General features: G+C 60.6%; 19 protein-coding genes and 2 pseudogenes. 7 read left to right on the top strand and 14 right to left on the bottom strand.

All coding sequences use genetic code 11. The features are described 5' to 3' along the window. Nucleotides 1–51: 51 nt before the first annotated feature. Nucleotides 52–882 (top strand): DinB family protein, encoded by an 831-nt coding sequence (locus tag NATOC_RS05900; protein WP_015320519.1) that lies wholly within the window; start codon nucleotides 52–54, stop codon nucleotides 880–882. A gap of 139 nt (nucleotides 883–1,021) precedes the next feature. Here NATOC_RS05900 and NATOC_RS05895 read toward each other — a convergent pair. Beyond that, nucleotides 1,022–1,710, bottom strand: a pseudogene (locus NATOC_RS05895) (site-specific integrase); the annotation flags it as partial. A 1,093-nt stretch (nucleotides 1,711–2,803) separates the two neighbouring features. Here NATOC_RS05895 and NATOC_RS05890 point away from each other — a divergent pair. After that, complete coding sequence (locus tag NATOC_RS05890; RefSeq protein ID WP_015320518.1) at nucleotides 2,804–3,643, top strand: VOC family protein; 840 nt, start codon at nucleotides 2,804–2,806, stop codon at nucleotides 3,641–3,643. 102 nt (nucleotides 3,644–3,745) lie between these two features. On the opposite strand, the gene NATOC_RS05885 is transcribed toward NATOC_RS05890, so the two are convergent. Beyond that, entirely contained in the window at nucleotides 3,746–3,967 is a 222-nt protein-coding gene (locus tag NATOC_RS05885) for a DUF7130 family rubredoxin-like protein (protein WP_015320517.1), read from the bottom strand. A gap of 70 nt (nucleotides 3,968–4,037) precedes the next feature. Continuing rightward, nucleotides 4,038–5,375, bottom strand: coding sequence for a polysaccharide deacetylase family protein (locus NATOC_RS05880; protein WP_015320516.1), 1,338 nt, complete (start codon nucleotides 5,373–5,375; stop codon nucleotides 4,038–4,040). Nucleotides 5,376–6,056: 681 nt separating this feature from the next. Between NATOC_RS05880 and NATOC_RS23265 the strand changes: the two are divergent. After that, nucleotides 6,057–6,325 (top strand): annotated as a pseudogene (locus NATOC_RS23265) (EamA family transporter); the annotation flags it as partial. A gap of 71 nt (nucleotides 6,326–6,396) precedes the next feature. On the opposite strand, the gene NATOC_RS05875 reads toward NATOC_RS23265, so the two are convergent. After that, nucleotides 6,397–7,362, bottom strand: coding sequence for a transcription initiation factor IIB (locus tag NATOC_RS05875; protein ID WP_015320515.1), 966 nt, complete (start codon nucleotides 7,360–7,362; stop codon nucleotides 6,397–6,399). Nucleotides 7,363–7,559: 197 nt separating this feature from the next. Here NATOC_RS05875 and NATOC_RS05870 point away from each other — a divergent pair, with 197 nt between their 5' ends. The 3 genes from NATOC_RS05870 to NATOC_RS05860 all read left to right on the top strand — a co-directional run bounded on the left by NATOC_RS05870 (nucleotide 7,560) and on the right by NATOC_RS05860 (nucleotide 11,459). After that, entirely contained in the window at nucleotides 7,560–9,086 is a 1,527-nt protein-coding gene (locus NATOC_RS05870; protein ID WP_015320514.1) for an FGGY-family carbohydrate kinase, read from the top strand. A gap of 125 nt (nucleotides 9,087–9,211) precedes the next feature. Further along, complete coding sequence (locus NATOC_RS05865) at nucleotides 9,212–9,538, top strand: TRAM domain-containing protein (protein ID WP_015320513.1); 327 nt, start codon at nucleotides 9,212–9,214, stop codon at nucleotides 9,536–9,538. 706 nt (nucleotides 9,539–10,244) lie between these two features. Beyond that, complete coding sequence (locus NATOC_RS05860; RefSeq protein ID WP_015320511.1) at nucleotides 10,245–11,459, top strand: Cdc6/Cdc18 family protein; 1,215 nt, start codon at nucleotides 10,245–10,247, stop codon at nucleotides 11,457–11,459. A 576-nt stretch (nucleotides 11,460–12,035) separates the two neighbouring features. Here the strand turns inward: NATOC_RS05860 and NATOC_RS05855 are convergent. From NATOC_RS05855 to NATOC_RS05820, 8 genes are all read right to left on the bottom strand, one after another. After that, nucleotides 12,036–12,671, bottom strand: a complete 636-nt coding sequence (locus tag NATOC_RS05855) for a vitamin K epoxide reductase family protein (RefSeq protein ID WP_015320510.1) — start codon at nucleotides 12,669–12,671, stop codon at nucleotides 12,036–12,038. Nucleotides 12,672–13,178: 507 nt separating this feature from the next. Then, nucleotides 13,179–13,649: a hypothetical protein gene (locus NATOC_RS05850; protein WP_015320509.1), complete on the bottom strand. Its 471-nt coding sequence runs from the start codon at nucleotides 13,647–13,649 to the stop codon at nucleotides 13,179–13,181. Beyond that, nucleotides 13,646–14,521 carry a ParA family protein gene (locus NATOC_RS05845; protein WP_049888889.1) on the bottom strand — a complete coding sequence of 292 codons (876 nt, stop codon included), beginning with the start codon at nucleotides 14,519–14,521 and terminating at the stop codon, nucleotides 13,646–13,648. The genes NATOC_RS05850 and NATOC_RS05845 overlap by 4 nt, the downstream gene beginning before the upstream one ends. 388 nt (nucleotides 14,522–14,909) lie before the next feature. Beyond that, a complete protein-coding gene (locus tag NATOC_RS05840; protein WP_015320507.1) occupies nucleotides 14,910–15,527 on the bottom strand; it encodes a class I SAM-dependent methyltransferase in 618 nt (205 codons plus the stop codon). Between the two features lie 146 nt (nucleotides 15,528–15,673). Then, the gene (locus tag NATOC_RS05835) at nucleotides 15,674–16,102 is read right to left on the bottom strand and encodes a VOC family protein (protein ID WP_015320506.1); all 429 of its coding nucleotides are present in this window, start codon (nucleotides 16,100–16,102) and stop codon (nucleotides 15,674–15,676) included. 2 nt (nucleotides 16,103–16,104) lie between these two features. After that, nucleotides 16,105–17,070: an ABC transporter substrate-binding protein gene (locus tag NATOC_RS05830; protein WP_015320505.1), complete on the bottom strand. Its 966-nt coding sequence runs from the start codon at nucleotides 17,068–17,070 to the stop codon at nucleotides 16,105–16,107. Nucleotides 17,071–17,073: 3 nt separating this feature from the next. After that, on the bottom strand, nucleotides 17,074–18,075 hold the full coding sequence (locus NATOC_RS05825) for an ABC transporter substrate-binding protein (RefSeq protein WP_015320504.1): 1,002 nt from the start codon (nucleotides 18,073–18,075) through the stop codon (nucleotides 17,074–17,076). A gap of 5 nt (nucleotides 18,076–18,080) precedes the next feature. Then, a complete protein-coding gene (locus tag NATOC_RS05820; protein ID WP_015320503.1) occupies nucleotides 18,081–18,977 on the bottom strand; it encodes an ABC transporter substrate-binding protein in 897 nt (298 codons plus the stop codon). A gap of 90 nt (nucleotides 18,978–19,067) precedes the next feature. Here NATOC_RS05820 and NATOC_RS05815 point away from each other — a divergent pair, with 90 nt between their 5' ends. Further along, complete coding sequence (locus tag NATOC_RS05815) at nucleotides 19,068–19,409, top strand: cupin domain-containing protein (RefSeq protein ID WP_015320502.1); 342 nt, start codon at nucleotides 19,068–19,070, stop codon at nucleotides 19,407–19,409. Nucleotides 19,410–19,453: 44 nt separating this feature from the next. On the opposite strand, the gene NATOC_RS22250 is transcribed toward NATOC_RS05815, so the two are convergent. Both NATOC_RS22250 and NATOC_RS22610 read right to left on the bottom strand, forming a co-directional pair. Further along, on the bottom strand, nucleotides 19,454–19,594 hold the full coding sequence (locus NATOC_RS22250) for a hypothetical protein (RefSeq protein ID WP_169330918.1): 141 nt from the start codon (nucleotides 19,592–19,594) through the stop codon (nucleotides 19,454–19,456). A 2-nt stretch (nucleotides 19,595–19,596) separates the two neighbouring features. After that, nucleotides 19,597–20,169: a winged helix-turn-helix domain-containing protein gene (locus NATOC_RS22610; protein ID WP_174299195.1), complete on the bottom strand. Its 573-nt coding sequence runs from the start codon at nucleotides 20,167–20,169 to the stop codon at nucleotides 19,597–19,599. Between the last annotated feature and the right edge of the window lie 585 nt (nucleotides 20,170–20,754).

Here is a 20,754-nt window from a genome sequence, read left to right as displayed (position 1 = left end):
TATCAAATTATCTTGAATAGGTTTACTTACTGTGAAACGGTTTGTCACCGTATGACTGTGACCGAGTCTGAAATCCACCTCTACTGGGCAACTGGCTGTACCAGCTGTCTCCGTGTCAAAGAGTTTCTCGAACGCAACGACGTATCGTTCGTGTCCCACAACGTCGTTCAGGGGGACAATACGACCTCCGATCCCGCCGACGAAGCCGCTATCGGAGTACGAGGCGTCGATCCAGAAATCATCGACGAAATGGCTGAACTCGGACTCCCGGAACATGTGCCAGTCGTTAAACGCGGTGATGAGTGGGCTGACGGTAAGGACCTCAAGAAGATTGCAAATCTCGTTGGCATCGAGTATGATGCCGAACCATTGCCGGTTGAGGAACTCCGTCGTCGACTCGACATCCTATTGAACACTACTCACCAGTATCTCGAACAACTACCCGAGAGCGAGCTCAAGACCCACATTCCGAACCGGCCACGTAGTTACGCTGATCTCGTCCAGCATATTTTTTCGCTTACCGATGTTTTCCTTATGCACGAGGCAGGTGTCTCGATGGACAGCGTTCCCCGAATGGAGCACTGTTGGGATCACTACTCGAAAGTCGCTCTGTCGACGTACGGTCAGTCTGTACAAGGCCGGCTGGACGATTGGTTCGAAGATCCGGGCCAGATGTGTGACTGGAGCGAGACAGCGGACGTATTCTGGGGTGAACCGACAAAGCACGAATTCCTTGAGCGGACTACTTGGCATGCCGGCCAGCATGTTCGTCAACTCGAATGGATTCTCGAAAACGAACTCAAGATTGATATTGACGAGCCGTTGGAACCAGATCTCTGGGAAGGACTACCAATGCCGAAACAGGTCTGGAACACCGACTGAGAGGGAGCTGATCGGTTCGAGAGACCAACATAGAAACGGACGACATATTGTTATAGTAGCACACGAAGTTCTCAATCGGTCGGTGTTCGATCTCCAACATTTTTCACAACTAGCTGCTAACCCCATTCATGCTAACTCATTTCTCAGGACTCTCGGCAGCCCCGTATAGCCGCCGGACGTCCTCGTTCGAGAGCGGCTGGTTGTCTTTCTCCTCACGGTTCCAGTTGTATTCTTCACTAATTCTCGAGGCCGGGTTGAAAGCGGCGATCGCCCGGTGCTCGAGATAACTGTAGAACTGGTTGACGTCGCTCAGATACCGTTGCTTCGAGGCGTCAGTTCCGAGATCGGCGTCGAGTTCATCAAACACTGTGAGGAGACGTCGAATTTCGGCAGCCCGTTCGGCGGTGTCGACAACCCGGTCCACGAGGTTGGCCTGGCCGTGGAGCTCGTCGTACAGCTGCGCGTAGGTCGCAAGCCGTGAGCGTTTCGTTGCAACTGTGGTGTCAGCAAGTCCTTGTCGGCGCTCGAGCGTTCGGAGAACGACTCGAGTTCCTCAATAGTGGTTTCGTTAGCAATTCCCCATGGATAGCCCTCCTCAGATCCCTCTACATAGCCCACAGACTCGAGAAACTCTGAGAGAGTCATCACATGGTGCTCTCGGAGCGTGTAGGTGAGTCCGCCGTAGCCGACGTCGAGTAGGTCTTGGTAGGAGGGCTTCTTCTCGAGGTCGTGGCCAGCACGTTGCAGCTCGAGTTCGATCTCGGTGTTCCAGAACTCGCGGAGTTCCTCGAAAGATTTGTGCGACCACTGGATCTGCTCGCTACCCACGCGAGATCGCCTCGAGCAGCCCGTTCCCACCGGCCCGTGGTAATTCTAAGAGTGTCATTTTCGTACGATTTGCTACTCATGACACTCACTAAAAACTATCATGTAATTAGTTGTCCCGCTCTCGACAACCAAAATACACAATATAGAGCGAATGGGCATGTGGAATCATCATGAATCAAATAAAGCGATATAGAATATCACCAGCGATCGGATAGTGGTGTTTCACCGAACGAGTCCCTGCTCTCGATATACGTTCCCCGCTCTCCCGGAAAGAACCGGTTCACGAACACCAACTCACGATCGAAACGCCGATTAGCAGCGAAGTTTCGGGAAAACAGTGACTCTGTCAGGTAGCGCTACCGAAAAAGAAGTAAATAGTGTGGGACTAAATCGAATAGACTTTGTAAATAATACATATAGTTATAAAGGCCGACATGAGTATCCAGCACCGTCTAAATCTCTCATTTCTACATGTCATATTATTTAGATGTAAGACAGGTACGCTGGTCATAGTAGTACAGAAAACCGACCGACGGCTGACGAACGGACAGCAGCCATCACGTCGCAGTCGATGAAACAGTGATCAGACTCGTATATCGGCGCTACCAGGAGTCACCTCCTGAACCAGAAACCATCGATTTCCTCCAGTTCGAGCCTCATTCGAGCCGGGAGCGGAATCTCTTTCAATGTTTTAAAGCTGTACTCCACGACCAGGAGCTCCGATTCGTTACGAGAACACAGAATCCCGCACCATCATATCATTCAAAATATAGGATCGAGATTTTATCAGTACGGAGCTATCCTAGAAGTGACGACTCTGGGCCGCCGAAAGCAGTACAAAGCTACGCATACTGCTGTGTAGAACGGTTCGAACCAACGAGACCACCGCTCGTATTAGTGTCCATCGAGCCCACGCCTACGTCCGTCATCCGAAAACTCGCGATAGGGAGTTCTCGACGGCCGTAGCGTCGTTCGACGGTTATCGAGGCCGAAAGTAACACCGACGTCGAGAGAATGCTCTTTGCTCAACTCCGTCATTATGTGCCGATCAGCCAAGGTACATAGCACCTAACAACTAGCTACTATCAACCACATGGCGACTCAACCCACCCTACCCGACACCGCACGGATCGGCCGCACCGCACTGGTCGTGGCCGACCTCGACGACACGACCGAGTTCTACCGGGACGTCGTCGGTCTCGAGGTTCTGACTCGCGACGAGACGACGACCGAGCTCGGCGACGGCGAAACCACGCTACTCGTCCTCGTTTCGGACGAGGACGCGGCGCCGCGAGGACGGAACTGCGCCGGACTGTTCCACAATGCGTTCAAAGTTCCTTCACGGACCGCGCTGGGTGCAGCGCTCGAGCGGGTTCGCGATCGGTGGCAACTGGATGGAGCCTCGGACCACCACGTGAGCGAGGCCCTGTACCTGACCGATCCGGAGGACAACGGCGTCGAGATCTACACCGATCGACCGCGAGCTGAGTGGCCCCGACGAAACGACGGGACGGTACGGATCGGAACGGGACCTCTCGATCTCGGGGCAATCGAAGCGCGATCGGACGGTGCCGCGAGCGTCCCCGCCGGAACGGTCGTCGGTCACGTTCACCTCGAGACGACCAACCTCGAGACGGCCCGCAGGTTCTACGTTGACACACTCGGACTGGTCGTCCAGACGGCGGTCCCGGAAGCGTTGTTTCTCGCCGCGGGTGACTACCACCACCATCTCGGCGTCAACGTCTGGAACGGACGATCGCGACCGGCCGAGGGTCGGGGAGTAGCGTGGTTCGAGTTCGTCCTCCCCGACGAAACGGCACTCGAGACAGCTCGACGAGGACTCGGAGAGCGGGGAATCGCGGTCGAAACGAAGGAGAAAGGATTCGAGGTCGAAGGCCCTGACGGGATTTCGATCCGGTTCCGTACCGAATGACGTCTGCGGTCGGACGGCACCGACCGGAACGACCATCGCGGATGCATCGAGAGTCGGACCGAGTTCCTCGAGCGGACGCGACGGATCGAACGGGGAGGGCGATTAATCCTCTTCCCAGTAGAACAGTTCCTCCTTCGGACTCTCGCAGGCGGGACACTCGTCGGGAAGAGTCTCGCTAAACCGGCCCATCTCCCCGCACTCGCCACAGCGCCACATGTTGTGACCGCGCCGGTCGGGCTCGGGGGGTTCGCCAATCGGGATCTCGGTTTCTTCCTTGTTTCTGAGTTCGTTTTCGGCCGACGGGGGGGTTTGGTCGGGACTCATGCCGACCGGTAGTACGTTTCGTGGGTTGTTAAACCGTGCCACTAGTGAGAGCGATCCGGATTGTCCCCGATTAGTGACCGTTTCGTCGCATCGTCCAGAGGTCGTCGAAGTCGATCACCTCGAGATCGTCACCCTTGCTCTCGATGTGCTCGAGCAGTCGTTCGTACTCGTTCTCGTCGAGGGTATTGTCCAGATCGAAGGCATGGAAGTTCAGGATCGAACACTGACGGTGTCGGGCGGCGAGGTCGACACACCGCATCGAGATATCGAGGTCGTGGCCGATCGTGCGTGGCAGAACGAGTGGATCGAACCCGTGGACGCCGGTGAGGTTGACGTCGCCCGACTGGTTGAATCCGCCCGCGTAGTAGTAGTCGGAGACGACGTCCAGTACAGTTTGGTCGAAGCTGTTGTGCGGGTAGACGATGTAGTGACCGCCCTCGAACTCGTTCTGGACGGCCCAGTTTTTGTCCCGTCGGAGGCTATCCTCGAGTGACTCCGGATCCATCTCCGCGAGGTGGGTATGGGTGCCGTGTGCGACGATCTGGTCGCCAGCCTCCTGGCGTTCCAGGAGCTGCTGAGTAGTCATAACCCCGTCGCGTTGCCCGCGCGTCCACTGTCTGACGGCAGCCTGAACCGCGTTGACGCCGTACGCGTCGTGCAGCGGGCTCGCGGTGTCGTAGAAATCCGCGAAGCCGTCGTCCCAGCAAAGCACCACGTACCCCTTCTCGGGTTTTTCGTGAAGACGGAGATCGTCGACCCACACCTCCGCGTCACCGGTGTTGTAGACGATGAGCTGGATCTCGTCGACGACGTCCCGCTCGAGCGGCGTCGTGCTCTCCTCGAAGACGCCCGGGTTCGTCCGGAACCAACCGATATCCGGCGTGCGGTAGGTGACGCTCCGGAGCTGGTGGTGGGCGTACCCGCCGTAGATGTCGACGAGACGGATATCGATCGCCACGTTCGACGGGGTCGAGGTGCGAACAGCGAGGGAAAGCTCGTAGTCAGTCAGGTCCGCCGTCTCGATCGACCGCTCGACGATGACGTTCTCCCCGTCCTCGGCAGTGAGTTTGAGACTCTGGCTGCCGTCGAAGACCGTGTCCTCGTCGGGCTCCGCAGTTCCCTCGATCGTCTCCCAGACGTCGAGGTCCTCGAAGTCGTCGAACGACTCCCCGGGCTGGCGGAACTCCTCGCGGCTGTCGTACTCAGTTTCGACTGTCAGCGTCGGCGGCTCGTAGCTGTTGGTCTCGCCCTGTTCGTCGTTTTCGGAGCGCGGTTCGTTCGACGATCCGGTCTCGTCGTCCTCGGACGCGTCCAAGTCGAGTCGGTCGGTGCAGCCGGCAAGTCCTGCAAGCGTTGCCGATCCTGACAGTGCAAGAAAGCGTCGTCGCGTGTTTGGTTTCTCTGTCATCGTTGATCTAGATTGAGCATAGTAACAATACTAATACAGTCATAAAATACTATCTTTCTGAGTTGATCCGGAGCTAAAGGTCTGGTAGCCGAAATATGACTCGAATTTTCTCATACCTTATCATACATGTTTACGTATAGATGTTTCAATATTGCTGGCTATCGAGTGGTTACTAATCCGGGGAGTCCTCTGCTCAAGCGATAGATCCGGTCTGGGGTTTGCGATCATCGCAGCGTTCGTCTGAGAGCGTTATCAGAGATACAAGGAGACGAATCCGACAACTGGGAATCAATCCTACGTATGGGTAGGAATCAGCTGGGAATGGACCGATTCCCTCCAGTCCTACAATGGCGGCCTGTCCGTCCCAAGCAATCAGACAGTAATTGGAACTAGTCGATGACCACCCGATTCTCACAGAATCGGTCGCGGAGTTGGCTGGTGTACGCCCGACGAAAGTAACTCTGAGTCCGTTGAAGTCTGCCGGACTCCCGCGAGGCGAAAACAACTCCGGGAGTCTGAACACGACGGAGGGTAGGAGTATCGGGGGCCTGGCACTCCCAGCAGTCCCACCCGCCACAGTCCGTGAACCCCACACGGATTCTCACCGTACTGGGGTTCGGTGAGACTGCAAACCTGAAATCTCCAGCGCTCAGGATTCCTCCGCGTGAACGCGGAGGAGGATGTCAAACAGTTAGCGACCTCGGGAAACGCGTTTCCTTACAGGAGTTCGCGATCCCGGAAACGCTCTGGGTACCGATGCTTCTGTCCGGAGTTGCGATCGTACTGCTCCCGAGCGCGGTTCGGAACCCGCCGACCGGATCAGGGCAGACGTCCCGAAACTGGTCGTCGCCGTCGTCCTCGGCGGCGTATTGCTCGGCGAGCGCTACTTCCGTATCCGACTCGTCGCTGCCGTACTGGCGGTCCTCGGTGTGACGCTCCTCGTGCTCTGACGGACAGGGCTACCGATTCGCGTACATCCGTGGTGGGGCCCGGTTTAGATGAGGTAAAGTCGGCCGAGCCGCTAGTCGTGGATCCCCATCGCGCTAATCTGTTCCTGGTAACGGTTGCGGATCGTGACTTCGGTCACCTGCGCGACGTCGGCGACCTCCCGCTGGGTCTTCTTCTCGTTACACAGCAACGCGCTCGCGTAGATCGCGGCCGCGGCGTATCCGGTCGGCGATTTCCCCGAGAGCATCCCCTGCTCGGCAGTCGTGGTAATGATCTCGTTCGCTTTGAGCTGGACCTCCTCCGGAAGGTCGAGTTCGGAACAGAACCGCGGAACGTACTTCTTTGGATCGACCGGCTCCATCTCGAGACCGAGCTCCTGGGAGATGTAGCGGTACGTCCGTCCGATCTCCATCCGATCGACCCGCGAGACCGCCGCAACCTCGTCGAGCGATCGCGGGATTCCTTCCATACGACAGGCCGCGTACAGCGTGCTCGTGGCGACGCCCTCGATCGATCGACCCCGGATGAGGTCCTCGTCGAGCGCGCGGCGATAGAGGACGCTTGCCACCTCCCGCACCGAACGCGGGACACCCAGTGCCGAGGCCATCCGATCGGTCTCGGAGAGCGCGAACTGGAGATTGCGTTCGCCGGCGTCTTTCGTTCGGATTCGTTCCTGCCACTTTCGGAGCCGGCTCATCTGGCTGCGCTTCTCCGAGGACAGCGAACGTCCGTACGCGTCTTTGTTCTTCCAGTCGATCGTCGTCGTCAATCCCTTGTCGTGCATCGTCTGGGTCGTCGGCGCCCCGACGCGGGATTTGCTGTCCCGTTCCGACTGGTTGAACGCGCGCCATTCCGGACCGTGATCGATTCCCTCCTCCTCGAGGATGAGGCCGCAGTCCTCGCAGCTCACTTCGCTGCCGTCCGAGCTTCGAACGAGCGCCGTCGACTCGCACTCGGGACACGCCCGAACGCCCTCCTGCTCAGTCTCGTTGTTCTTCGTTTGCTCGTCGCGTTGTTTCTGGCGGGTCGGACGTTTCATCGGTCGAGTAGAGAGAGTCGCCCGAGAAGGTTAAGCGCTGGGAGTGGTCCGCATCCGAGACAGAGCCGAACGGTGAGCTATCTATCAGCGCCGAAACGGCCACAAACCGGACGGAAAACACTCGATAGCACGGTTATGTAGTTGAGCGCTCCGATCAACCGGAGGAATTCAATAGTCGCCCGGCCGTCGACGAATCCATGAGAGCGCTGTTGGGAATCGACGCCGGGACGTCCGCCGTCACGACCGTCGCATACGACACCGACGGTGACGTCCTCGCGGCTGCGACGGAGACGCAATCGGTTACCCATCCTGAACCCGGATGGGCGGAACAAGAGATGAGAGGAGTATGGAACCGTGTCGCCGACACGATCGAGCGGGTGGTTGCGGCGCTCGACGAGGACGTCGAGATCGCTGGAATTGGCGTCACGGGACAGGGCGACGGCTGCTGGCTGATCGACGGCGACGGGGAGCCGGTACGAAACGCCGTGCTGTGGTCGGACAGTCGAGCTGCCCCCATTATCGAGGCGTGGCAAAACGACGGCACGATGGACGCGCTGGTCAGCGCGTGCGGATCTCCCGTCTACCCTGGGATGACACTTCCCGTCCTCGCGTGGCTCGACGAGCACGAACCGGAGGCGCTCGAACGGGCGACGACCGCGTTCTCGTGTAAGGACTGGCTGGTCGCCGAGCTAACCGGTGTCCAGGGGACCGACTACACCGAAGCCACGGTGCCGTTTCTCGATCGCGAGACCCGACAGTTCAACCCGACGGTGTTCGAGAGTGCGAGTATTTCGGAGCACCGCGTCCTCGTTCCCGAGATCCGGTCGGGAACAGACGTCGTTGGTACGGTAGCGGGCGACGCCGCCTCAAGGACGGGACTTCCCGAAGGGACGCCCGTAGTGGCTGGAGCTATCGACGTCGCCGCTTCGGCAGTCGGTGCCGGTGCGGTCGAACCGGGCGACGGAGTGGTCTCGCTTGGCACGTCGCTGTTCACCCAGACGATCACTGAGTCTCCCGGGGTTGGTGACCGCGGGATCGGGATGGCGTTCGGAATCGGGGACCGGTGGACGACCGCGATCGGCTCGAATGCGGGGACACCGAGCCTCGAGTGGGTGTGCGAGGAGATCCTCGAAGACGACGAGATCGAGGTCCTCGAACCGATCGCCGCGTCGGCACCCGCGGGTTCGGAAGGGGTGCTCTTTCTCCCCTATCTCAGTTCGACCGGGGAGCGAGGACCGTTTACCGATCCGACCGCTCGCGCCGGATTCGTCGGACTGGAGCCGGGACACGATCGTTCCCACGTCGTCCGCAGCGTCTACGAGGGGCTCAGTCTCGCGGTTCGAGACTGTCTCGAACACCTCCCTGAAGCGCCGAACCGGGTGTTTCTCACCGGCGGCGGAAGCCGTTCGTCGTTCTGGTGTGATCTGCTCACGGACTGCCTTGGGGTCGAGTTACTCGTCCCCGAAGCGGAGTATCCCGCAGCGAAGGGTGCAGCGACGCTGCTCGCGGTTGGGCTCGAAATCGAACCCTCCCTCGAGCAAGCCGACTCTCGACTCGGGGAAATAGCGCAGCGTTATAGACCCGATGGAGACGTCGCAGCAACGTACGACGAGCTGTACGACCACTACCGCCGAACGCGTCGCGATATGCAGCCGATCTGGGAACGACGGGCTGCGTTGGGGCGAGTCCTCGGGCACGATAGCGATTCAGTGGCGACACGGTAGCGATCCAATGGACGCTCCGAACGAAGGCGAACGAACGGAACGCAGCCGAATTGCGTCGGTGCCGTGCGATTCCAGTGGAGCAAGCGAGCGGCACGCTTTTGAGAGACGGTAGCGACGATGGCGGTGTGGGACGATATCAACCGGGACAACACGATTCGTTCATCAAGTGCGACGCACCCCGATGCGGGGCGAGTAACGCGCCCGAAGGGTCCGCGGAGTACGACGCCGAGTGTTGGCGATGCGGAGAACCCCTCGGCGGAAAACCCGAACCTGGCGACGAGGTGACCGTCGATATCGTCGACGAGAAGGCCGACGGGACGCTCGTCTGTAAGACCGAGGACGGATTCGTACTCTTTCTCGAGGCTGATATCGCGGCGATCGAGGCGACGGTCCGCGTCACGACCGTTGACGAGACCTACGGCGAGGCGGAGCTCGTCGAAGCGAACCCGTGACTGAAAATTGAGTTCGCGACTGAATGAGTCGGGGCAGGGAAACTCACGACGAATAGTACGGCTTCTCGTGAGCGGTCAAAGATCAACGACTTCTCGCGAGTGGTCAAAAGTTGCAAATATCACGACAGTTCAATTTGATTCTGTACTGCGTGCTCAAGAGACCTCTGCGTTTGAGAGACGTTGCCGTCAGTAACACGTTGCAGTCAGTACAGTCAGTAGCATGAAAGTCGGGTCAAAGAGAGGACCCGAAAGAAGGGAGATCGGGTTCGCACACACACACCGCGTTTCCGGTGAAACGGGTTGAGAAGGAGGGGGTCGAGGACGTATTTGGCGACGATTACCAGGAGATTTCTGTTGTATATTATAGACATCTCTATCCGTACTTCTAGTGGTTTTATTAGGTAGTAGTGCATAAAGTCCATTGCTTAGATCACGTTCTAAAAGGAGTGACCTTGGTCACTGGAAGAGCCGTCGCTTCGAGCCGAATTCACCGTCTCTCACGTTTAGATCATCTCCTCGAATTCACCTGCGCCTCAGGTTCTTTCCTCGTATATCTGGATCGGTGCTCGTGACAACCCCCGTTTCTTCTCCACCCCACCCACCTTCGGAGCCGATTTCACCGGAAACGTGGTGTGTGTGTGCGGCCGGAAGACTCCGTACGCCGAAACCCTCAAGTCGATTCACCGGAAACACGGTGTCTGAATCAATGCCGGAGTCCGATGATCTGTTCGTCCGGGAGGATCCGATCTTCACGAACAAGGAACTCCTCGAAATCAGCCACCTTCCGGACGAGGGCCGGATCGTCGGGCGGGACGAGGAGATCAGTCACCTCGCCAACGCCGTCAATCCTGCAATCTTCGGCCAGAGCCCGAGCAACGTGTTGATCTATGGAAAGACCGGTACCGGAAAGTCCCTCTGTGCGAAGTATATCTCCAGACGGCTCGTCGAAACCGCGGAGGAAGAGGACATCAACGCGGTCTTCGCGTACGTCGACTGCGCACAGGACACTACCGAGACCCAAGCCGTCCAGACGATCGCAAGCTCGGTCAACACTGAGGAGACCGATATCTACATTCCAGACAAGGGAATCAGCACCGCGACCTACTACAAGCGACTCTGGCGTCTGCTCAACGAGGAGTACGACGTCGCGCTCATTATCCTCGACGAGATCGACAAACTCGAGGACGACGCAATCCTGATGCAACTCTCCCGGGCCGGCGAGGCGGGAAAGGTAACCGATTGCAAGATCGGCGTCATGGGGATCAGTAACAAGATCAAATACAAGGATCGGATGGACGAACGGGTCAAATCGAGCCTCTGTGAGCGTGAGTTCGTCTTCCCGCCGTACAACGCGAGTCAGCTCAACAAGATCATGACCGCACGCAGCGACGCGTTCCGCAAGGGCGTCCTCCAGGACGCGGTGATCCCGCGGGCCGCAGCGCTGGCGGCCCGCGAACACGGCGACGCACGCAAGGCGATCGACATCCTTCGATACGCCGGCGAGATCGCACAGACGCGAGGGACGGAAACGGTTCGCGAGGAGTTCGTCGTCCAGGCGCGCGAGCGCGCTGAGATCGATCGGTTCCGCGAACTCATCCGAGGTTCGACGCCCCATTCGCGGTACGTCCTCCAGGCGCTGACAGTGCTCTCGCTCGACCAGCAACGCGAGGACGGCGGCGTCGAGAACAGCGGGTTCAGAACGACGCGCATCTACGACGTCTACGAACAGATCTGTCGTCAGGAGGGAACCGACGCCCTCTCGCTTCGTCGCGTTCGCGATCTGCTCAAAGAGCACGCGTTTCTCGATATTCTCGAACAGACGCGCCACAGCGGTGGGAGCGCCGAAGGAAGCTACACCGAACACACCCTCCTCGAGGACCCCGAAGTGGTCAAAAACGTCCTCGAGGACACGGTTGAGTAGTTCTCGAACTGCCGTTCCGTTCGGAAGTAAGTGGTCCGGCCGTTTCTGCGACGAAAGGCGCCTGATTCACCGGAAACGTGGTGTGGGTCGTTCACCGGAAACGTGGTGTATCTCTCCCGTCCGTACGGTTCCAGGGATGGCGTTAGATCTCCTCTGAATCTTTGCTCGCGTAATCGACGAACACAGCTGTTCTACTGCTGGTTCCTCCCCACTCGCCCCGATTTCCACCGGAAAGACAGTGTCTCGCTTAGTCCGACACACTTCGGTCGGACACACCGGAATTCCGGTGAAACTCGATCTGACACCAATCTTTATTGGATTCAGGCGCTCAATAGGTAGACTTCATTTCACCGGAAACGAGGTGTGTTCGACCGAACCGTCGGAATCTCGTCCGCTTGCGACAGAATTCCGGCGTACGATCCGAGTCCTCTCGTACCGAAACGAGGACGAACGGTGTCGTCGCGGATCGGACCTCTCTTTCGGCGTTTCGAAACTCACTCACTCTCAGTACTTCGAATCCACTACCGACGGTACACGCCGTCTCGACGAGACAACGATCCCGAATAGCAAGGAAATTCAGGCGAACGGAACTACCTCCGGGAGCGGCAGCAACGGCACCATGAACAGGGCCGCGATCGTGACCAGCCCCATGAGGATCGGGAGGAGGACGACGGCGTAGTTCGTTCCCCCGAGGACGCGCCCGAGGTCGCTACCCATGCTCGACAGCGACGGCGTCGTGCTCTTTTGCAGGATCAGCAACTCGAGAGCGAACAGGATGACCGTCGCCGCTGCGGACATCATGCAGAACGGGCAGATCTCGCCGATGACGCCCAGCTGCAGGTAGACGAAGTACGCCGAGAACACGACGCCGCTCGCCGTAATCGGCGTCAGGATTTTGATGAGCAGCGGGTGTCGGGTATCGAACCACCAGAGTGCGAACCCGATCGTCGTCAGGTAGTAGAATCCACCGAGGGTCGCGAGCGGGATTCCGAGGACGTATGCCCACGGACTGGTGATTACCTCGATACTTCCCTGGACCGGCGCGTCCGGTGGTATTGCTGGGATCGCGAACAGATGAATGGCCGTGAGGGCGACTGTCACTAACCAGCCAAGGACAGCAACGAACGCGAAAAGACCGAACAGAGTGGTTACTCGTGGCGAGTACTCCCATTCGTAGTCGAACGCTACGGGGCTTTGTATTTCGGTCGACATACAAGACTGACTTGGTGGCGCCACCATAAAAGTATTGCGCATAAATCCCAATTCAATGCGGCGACCCCAATTGGTGTCGGTTCAGAGTGACCTCCACAGAGCGGGTGACGATCGGACTCATACCTAAACCCGGAGAATCAAAGAGCTATCGAAGCCATGATACCGCGTTTTTGAACGCTGTGGAGGAGTGTCCGAGATGGATGACGCCTTTACGGAAACGACCGGTCCTGGTATTGCTGGAAGAGAACAAGATAGCTGTGACAAAGATCGAATAGACACGGGGAGAAGCGGATACAAACGCGGAGACTGTGCCAACTCTTCGCTACCTAACCGTCGCAGACCTCACCATCAAAGCGTTTGTGGGTCGAACTCGTGACGGTTCCATATCGCATCATACGGTGTATCGTTCCGAGGGCCGATCTCCTTCTGATCAGATAGAACGCTTCTCGATCCTTTCTGTCTCGGGGTTCGACCGCTTCGGAATCGGGACCTCCGACGATCGTGCTCTCACCCGAAGTCGTACCCCCACTCGCGCAGGACGTCCGCGACCTCGTCGGTTCGGGTCATACCCACGAGGAGTGCAGCCTCCCGGAGGTCGGCTTTCTTGACCGACTCGCCGAGTTCGCTCTCGAGACTCCGGCGGGTCTCGCGCTGGTGATCGAGGGTCGACTCCTGGAGGTGGAGCTGAACCGTCTTCGGGCGGTCGTCGGAGATGCTGTCCCGACTGTAGATCCAGGGCAGTCCGCCGTTTGCCGGCGCGGCCCCTCCTCCGTCGTCGGTGTGCGACTCGCTGTCCGCGGTCGATCGTGATTCTAACTCCGTCCCCGAGTCCGACGTCGACGGCTTCGTGTCGTCTTCAGAGGACGGTCCGGCCTCGGCTTGGGCGTCGGTCGATTCGTCCGCTTCCTTTCCGTCCTCCGGTTCCGTCTCGGTACCGAACGGATCGTCGCTGCTCGCGCCGCTTTTGAACCCACTCATGCCGTCGGCACCTCCTCGAGCGCACCCGGCTCCGGCGGGTTAGGCGCGTCGATCCCGGCCTGGACCTCCAGGTAGCGGGCGAGCCGATCGAACTGTGCGAGCGTCTCGAGTTCGTACTCGCGGCGACGGTCACGATGCTCGCGGACGAATTCGAACGCCGAACACTGCTGTTTCCAACAGCCCTCCATCAGCGAGGTCCGGTCGGGAATGATCTCCGGAGTGGGGAACTCGATCTCCTCGATCAGCTCCGCCTGATCGTTCGTCCGTTTGAACCCGTTGGGCACGGCTGCCAGTACGCCGACCTCGATTCCCATCTGGTCGGCGAAGTTGCTCGCGAGTTCTTCGAGGCCGTCGACCGAGGCCCGCCCCTTCGCGCTCGGCTCGACGGGAAGCACGAGGTTTCGGGTCGCGTAGATCGCGTTGTAGAGGTGATCGGACTCGGTCGCCGGCGGATCACAGATCAGGACGTCGTACTCGTCGGCAACGTCTCCCTCCCGGAGCACCCGCTGGAGCTGCGCGTAGATGTTGTACGCGTCGCCGAGCTCCTCGGCTTTCCGCTGTTCGCGGGCGAGGTGATTCGAGAGATCCGAGAGCATGTTGTGCTCCGGGACGACGTCGACGTCCTCGGCGGATCGAACCAGTTCGTCGAACGATCCCTTCCCGCTATCGACGAGGTGACGAACGAGGTTGTCGACGTCTTGATCCGATCGCCCTTCATCGACTCCGAGCAGTCGACTGAGATCGCCATCCTGGGGGTCCAGTGGAACGACCAGCACCTCGAGTCCGGCTCGAGCGTGCGCGACGGCGAGGTTCGCCGCCAGCGAGGACTTTCCGACGCCCCCTGCCTCGGAGTAAACCGTATACGACAGCATACTCTCTCGGAGACACTCCATAGCTATGAAAGTACGTCAGACAACTAGTCTATGATTGACAGGTACGTTACGCAGGTGGTGATCTTATCTAAGACTCTTATCTAAGGCTCTTACCCGAATTTGGTTGCGACGCTGATTCCCCGTCTCTATTGGCGACGCTTGCACCGTTTCCCGGTAGAACTGGTGAGTCTTCGGCTAGCGCGCCCTGGTAGCTTACATTGCCACCATCCATGTTTCCTTTCCAAGATATTTCTCTGGGGCACCTATCTGATACTCTCATCTAACACTCTCATCTAAGGTTCTTATCTAAGACTCTCCGCTGTGTGTCTGGCACATCTCTCTACCGCATCCGAATCGGACGAGAACGCCGGGCCGTTCGTCGTGACGGTCAGTCGCGCCGTTCTGTGAGATCGGGGTACGACTGCGTTCCGCCGCTCGAGTTTCGCGCGAGCATCGTCACGACCGCTGCGGTGCCGTCAGTGACGGTGCGAACGCGCTCCTCGTAGTGCAGGATCGTCAGATCGAGACACGACCGGAGGAGGTCGTTCGAGCGGTACCGGTAGCGATCGCTCGAGGGTCCGATCTCGACGTCGTCGGCCGAACGCAGGTGGTGTTCGTACACCAGGACCCCGCCTGGCGCGAGCGCCTCTTTGAGCTCCGGCAGGTGCTCGAGCGCGGCGAAGAAACTCACCGTGATCACATCGTAGGCACCGCGTTCACACTCAAACTCTTGGAGATCTGTGCGGATCCAGTCGACGTCGACGCCCCGCTTCGTGGCTCGGTCCCGTGCCAGCTCGAGAGCTTCGTCGGAGACGTCAACCGCCTCGACGTCGTACCCGCGCTCGGCGAGATAGAGCGCGTTGCGACCGGTCCCGGTCGCGACGTCGAGCGCGCGGCCGTCCGGCAGCGTCTCGATCCAGTGTTCGAGCTCGGGAATCGGGTCCTCGGGCAGCTCGAACTCCGGATCGCCGTACTTCTCGTTCCAGCGACTGCGGTCGTCGGTCATACGGCCCCTATCAGACCGCGTGACCTTGGGATCCCCGATCGCTCGTTCCGAACGGAAGGTGCAGGCCGTCCTCGAACACCCGTCGTCCCCGTTCCGACACGCCTCGTCGACGTACGAGCCACGTGCTCCGGCCGTTCGCCCGGCATTCAAGCGACATCGTCGTGGGTAAGCAACGGCCGATCGCGTTCGCCGTCCGGCGGGTCGTAGGTAATCACTTCGAGCAGATTTCCGTCCGGGTCCAGGAAGTAAAACCCCTCGAACTCGTCCCAGTCGTAGGGCCCCTGGTTCGGGAACTGGCCGTCGAGCTCGTCGACGTACTCCTCGTAGCTCGCCCGATCGGTCTCGAACGCGAGGTGGGCCTTGTCCAGCGGGTGTTCGAGGTCCGAGGACGCCCAGCCGTCGGCCCGTCCCGTCTCGACGAGGGTCAGGACGGTGTCGCCGACCGTAAACATCGCGTGCTCGCCGTGGAACTCCTCGGGCGGTCGCCGAACCGATAGTTCGAGGACGTCGCGGTAGAACGGGTACGCCGTCTCGAGGTCGTCGACGTCGACGTTGATGTGATCGACGGCGTCCATCGTCAGGTGTTCACCCGCGTTGCGTACTCCCGGACGACTGGCGCGTCCGGATCGAGGTAGTCGTTGGTCCAGGCGGCGTCGGGATCGATCTCGCCCTCGAGGAGGTCGGTCTCGGCGAGCGCGCTCGCGAGGCGTCGCCAGCGTTCCCCGTCGTGGTTCCCCCAGCCGGCGTCCTCGAGGTGGCTGCTGAACTGGAGGTCCCGGGCGGCCGTCTCGAACTTCTCGCGCTCGATCCGGCGTCGTCGCTCGAGGGTCGCGTTCCGTGCGACCAGGGCGTCGATCGCAGCCTCCGGATCGGCCGTCGCCTCGGCCCAGCCGCGGGCGGTCGCCCGGAGGAAGGCGCTCACGGTAGCTGACTCCTCGTCGGCGAAGGCGGGGTTGGTGACCAGCGTCATCCCGTAGACGGGCAGGTGGTTCCCGATCGGCAGCTCATCGGCGACCCGATCGTGTTCGTCCTCGAGTTCGAACCCGTTTGTGACGACGCCGACGGCAGCGTCGACGCTGCCGTCCAGCACCTGATGTTGGACGCGGTGGTGGGTGTGGGGATCGACCTCGAGCAGGTCGACCTCCTCGCGGATGCCGACGTCCTCGAGGAGCTGAGCGGTCAGAATCCTGGTCTTCGTCGCGGAGGGAGCGACGGTGCGTCCGGCCAGCTGTTCGGGCTCCTCGAGGGGCTCACCGAACACGTCCCGGAGCGTGTAGATCGCCGCCGGCGTCTTCGCGGTCACCGCCGCGACGGCGAGGGGGTCGTGACCCTGGCTCTGTACCGAGAGGACGGCGCTGGCGCCGGCGAGGGCGATATCGGCCTCTCCCTTGGCCGCCTGCTCGGCGGCGAACGGCGAGCCGTGGCCCTCGAGGAAGGCGACGTCCAGCCCCTCCTCTTCGTAGAACCCCCGCTCGCGAGCGAGGAAGTACGGCGCCTGGAACCCGTTGGGTTCCCAGTTGAGCTGGAAGGTGAGTGGCTCCATCCGTCACACCTCCAGCCGGAACATGTCGTCCGGCACGTGATCGACGCCGAGCGCGTCGGCGCCCGCGACCTCGAGCAGGTGGTCGAACAGCCGATCCATACCGTCGATCGTCTCCGCGTCCCAGTCGGCGACGACCATCTCCCGCCAGCCGTCCCGGACGGCTCGGACGATCTCGGGGTCGTCCTCGTACATCAGGCGCTCGCCGATGTCCTCCCAGAGCTCGTCGTCGCTCGTCAGTCGGTCGACGGCGTCCCGGTAGGCACCCTTGAATCCACGTACTGCGTCGGGGTTCTCCGAGAGATACTGTTCGCTGGTCAGAAACGTCGAGATCGGCAGCTTCCGATCGGTCTCGGAGAGATCCTGGACGAGTTCGGCCATCGGCAACACCTCCCGATAGGGTCCCGTTTCGGTGATCTCGGGGACGATCGGCCAGAACTGGAGGACCCCCTCGACCTCGCCGTCCCGGAGCATCCGCGTGAGTTCGACCTTCGAGCCCGCCTCGACGGGGGTCGCTTCCTCGTCGGGATCGAACCCGTGGCGCTCCCGACAGGCGGCCCGCACGAGGATCCAGTTCTTGTCGAGGCGGCGAACGACGCCGATCCGACGCCCCCGGAGGTCGGTCAGGTCCTCGATCGGGGAGTCCTCGGGGGTGACGAGCCCGCCGACGGTCCGTCCGTACGGGTGGATCGCCACGATTGGCGCCCCGTCGGCACGCTCGCGGGCCGTCGAGATGTAGTCGATGTCGATGAGGTCGGCGTCGCCCTCTTGCAGTTTGGCCTCGACGGTCTCGACGCCACCCTCGAGGGAATCCGAGACGAGCTGGACGTCGAGATGAAAGCCGTGCTCGTGATCGAGCCCGAGCCGTTTGATCGTGTACAGCATGTACCGTGGACTCCCGTTGTGCTCGAAGCGGGCCCGCAGGACGGGTCGATCGCCCGGCTCGTCGTGGTAGGTGTCGAGTTCGGCCTGCTGACTCTCGATGTCGACGGTAGTGGATTCCGCCATCCTGATCACCCCAGCGAGGCGACGATGGCGTCGATCTCGGCCTCGTCGTCGATCAGTTCGCGCTCTTTCATCCACTCGAGCTGCGTCCCGAGATCCTCACGATCGGCCAGGTCCGGCACCTCGTAGCGCGGCACCGTCACTTGCTCTCGGAGGGCGTCCATGTCGACGTCCTCGAAGAGATCGGGTGCGACCTGGGCGTCCTTCTCGAGCATCTCGAGGTACTCCTCCCGGAACGACTCGGGATCGGCGTTGATGTCACGGACGGCGCGGGTGTAGGCCGCGACGTACGCTTCGAGCAGTTCGGTGTCGACGGCGTCGCCACCGACGATCCCCATGTGGTTCTCGAACTCGAGGACGGGCTCGAATCCCAGCTGCTCGGCCAGCGTCGACTGGGGATCCAGCAGCGTGACGGCGTCGACTTCCTCGTCCCGTAGCGCCCGCAGTCGGTCGGTCGGCATCCCGTAGTGGACGAGGTGGACGTCCTCGGGAGCGACGTGTTCCTCGAGGGCTCGCATCGCGGTGTACTCCTGGCCGGTGCGGCGGTTGACGGCGACCTCGACGCCGGCCAGATCGGACGGCGACTCGATGGCGGTCTCCGATCGGGTGAACACGGTGTAGGGCTGGTCGGCGAAGGTCCCGTTTGCGACGACCTTCCCGTCTCCCATCCCCCACGTTCGCTTCAGACTCTCCCACTTGCAGACGGGGTAGAGATCGACCTCGTAGTCGCCGGTTAGCGTCTCCTCGGCGGGAATGTACTTGATCTCGACGGAGCGTCTATCCCGCTCGATCAGGTCGACGTCGACCCCCTCCTCCTCGAAGTATCCCCGCTCGACCGCCACCCGCTGTGGGAGCACGAACGAGAACGGGAGGTGAAACAGATTAAGAGTGTTATTCTCTGGCATGCAGACACAATGATAACGACTCCACTAATAAACGTTTCTCATCAACTTTTATAAGGGAGATTGTGGACATATGTCACGTGGTGTGATAGCATGGAAAAAGCGAACAGCGAGGAGGCGGGGTTCGAGGAGGTTAGCGACGGGGTGTACCTCGCGGATCTCGCGATCGGCGAGCGAGCGAGCGTAAAACTCTGGCGTATCGATCCCGGGGCCGAGCTTCCCGTTCACGAGCACGACAACGAACAGATCGGCTACATGCTCGAAGGACGACTGGTCGCGACGGCCGGCGGCGAGGAGGTAACGCTCGCGCCCGGCGACTGTTATCGGTTTCCGAGCCGGGAGCGCCACGGCGCCGAGAACCGCTCGTCCGAGCCCGCGATCGGAATCGGCGTCCTCGCGCCGCCACGGAAACGGCCCGACTGGGGCGACGCGTAATTGACCGTCTCTGTGTCTCGTCGTCGATAAGGGCGGACGACGCCCTACCACTCGTATCGGACGATCTCGTCCGACTCGCACCGGTGACACTCATCGATCCGCCTCGAGGACGTCGCCCCGCATCGCCGACACTCGTAGAGCACGACGTCGCTATCGGCGAGTAGCTCTCGGACAACGTCGAGCATGCTCACGTCCTCACCCCTCTCCGGGCTCCGAATCGCCCCGGGGGGTCGGCTGGCGTCGCCGTCTCCTCGGGTGCGTCGTCGGGAAGCCCGTTCCTGTCGTCCCCGATCGACGGTTCGTCGGTCGATCCGTCCGGAGTGTCGTCCTCGGGTGGACCGTCGGGATCCTCGCTGTCGGTTCCGTCGTTCGGTTCTGTGGCGTCAATATCGTCGCGTGCGACCGTCATCGTCGACAGTCCGACGGCCGGCAGCAGACACCGGACTCGCTCGCCGTGTGTCAGCGCCTCGATGTGGTAGTTCACTGGCGCGTACGGATCACTCGAGGACGCCGGGAGGACGTCCTCGACGACGAGTTCGCCGAGTGGCGTGATCTCACAACGCCGTCCAGACACCGCTGCTCGGTCACGCTCCTCGAGTGCGTTCACGTTTCGCCGGACCGTCACCCGCGACGTATCGAACCGATCTTTCAGCTCGCGCTTTCGGATCTCCTCTATGTCGTACAGCGCCCGGAGGATACGGATTCGCACAGGTGACTGGGTCAGAAAGCCCATCCCGCTGACGCCGGCTGTAGTGGACATTTGTGGACTCACCCTCCATCAATAGGCTCTCCGCCGATCTAGTTCAGTGTATTCAACAAGATCTGAACACAGTCGGCTGAAAACTTGTTCTATCGAGCGGACGACAACGCATTCTCGGGGCTGGGACGCGATGGGGACCGGCGAGGGCGTCGGGAGCCGTCGACCGTCGGACGAAGCCGGGATCAACCCCGGTGGGTGATCCCGATATTGAGCGCGGAACTCGAGCACGCGAGCTCGATGATCCGTCCGGCAAACCAGCAGGTTCGCTGCTGGCCCGCCGCTACGTACAGTGTCTCGCTCGAGGGAGGAGTTGTACGTATCGCTCCGGAGAGATGGAGCCAGTGACGTCGAAGGTCACCTCGCCGCTGTCGTTCTCACACGCTCGAACGGTCATCGCCCCGGTCGACCAGTCCTCCGGCGTCAGTTCTCGTCGCCGCAGCCTCTCGTTTCGACCTGGCTGCCGCCTTGCTGTGTTGTTGCAGCCCCCGTTAGCGCTGCCCCTACAAGCGTGCTCATCGCCGCGAGCAGCGTTCACCGTCGCGGTGTCGCTGCCGAAGATTCGGCCGTGTCCGTTGCTACCATCGA

It is taken from the genome of Natronococcus occultus SP4, from assembly GCF_000328685.1.
In the GTDB taxonomy this organism is placed as follows: domain Archaea; phylum Halobacteriota; class Halobacteria; order Halobacteriales; family Natrialbaceae; genus Natronococcus; species Natronococcus occultus.
Note: the sequence above shows the minus strand (reverse complement) of the source record. Positions and strands in the feature narration are given on the sequence as shown.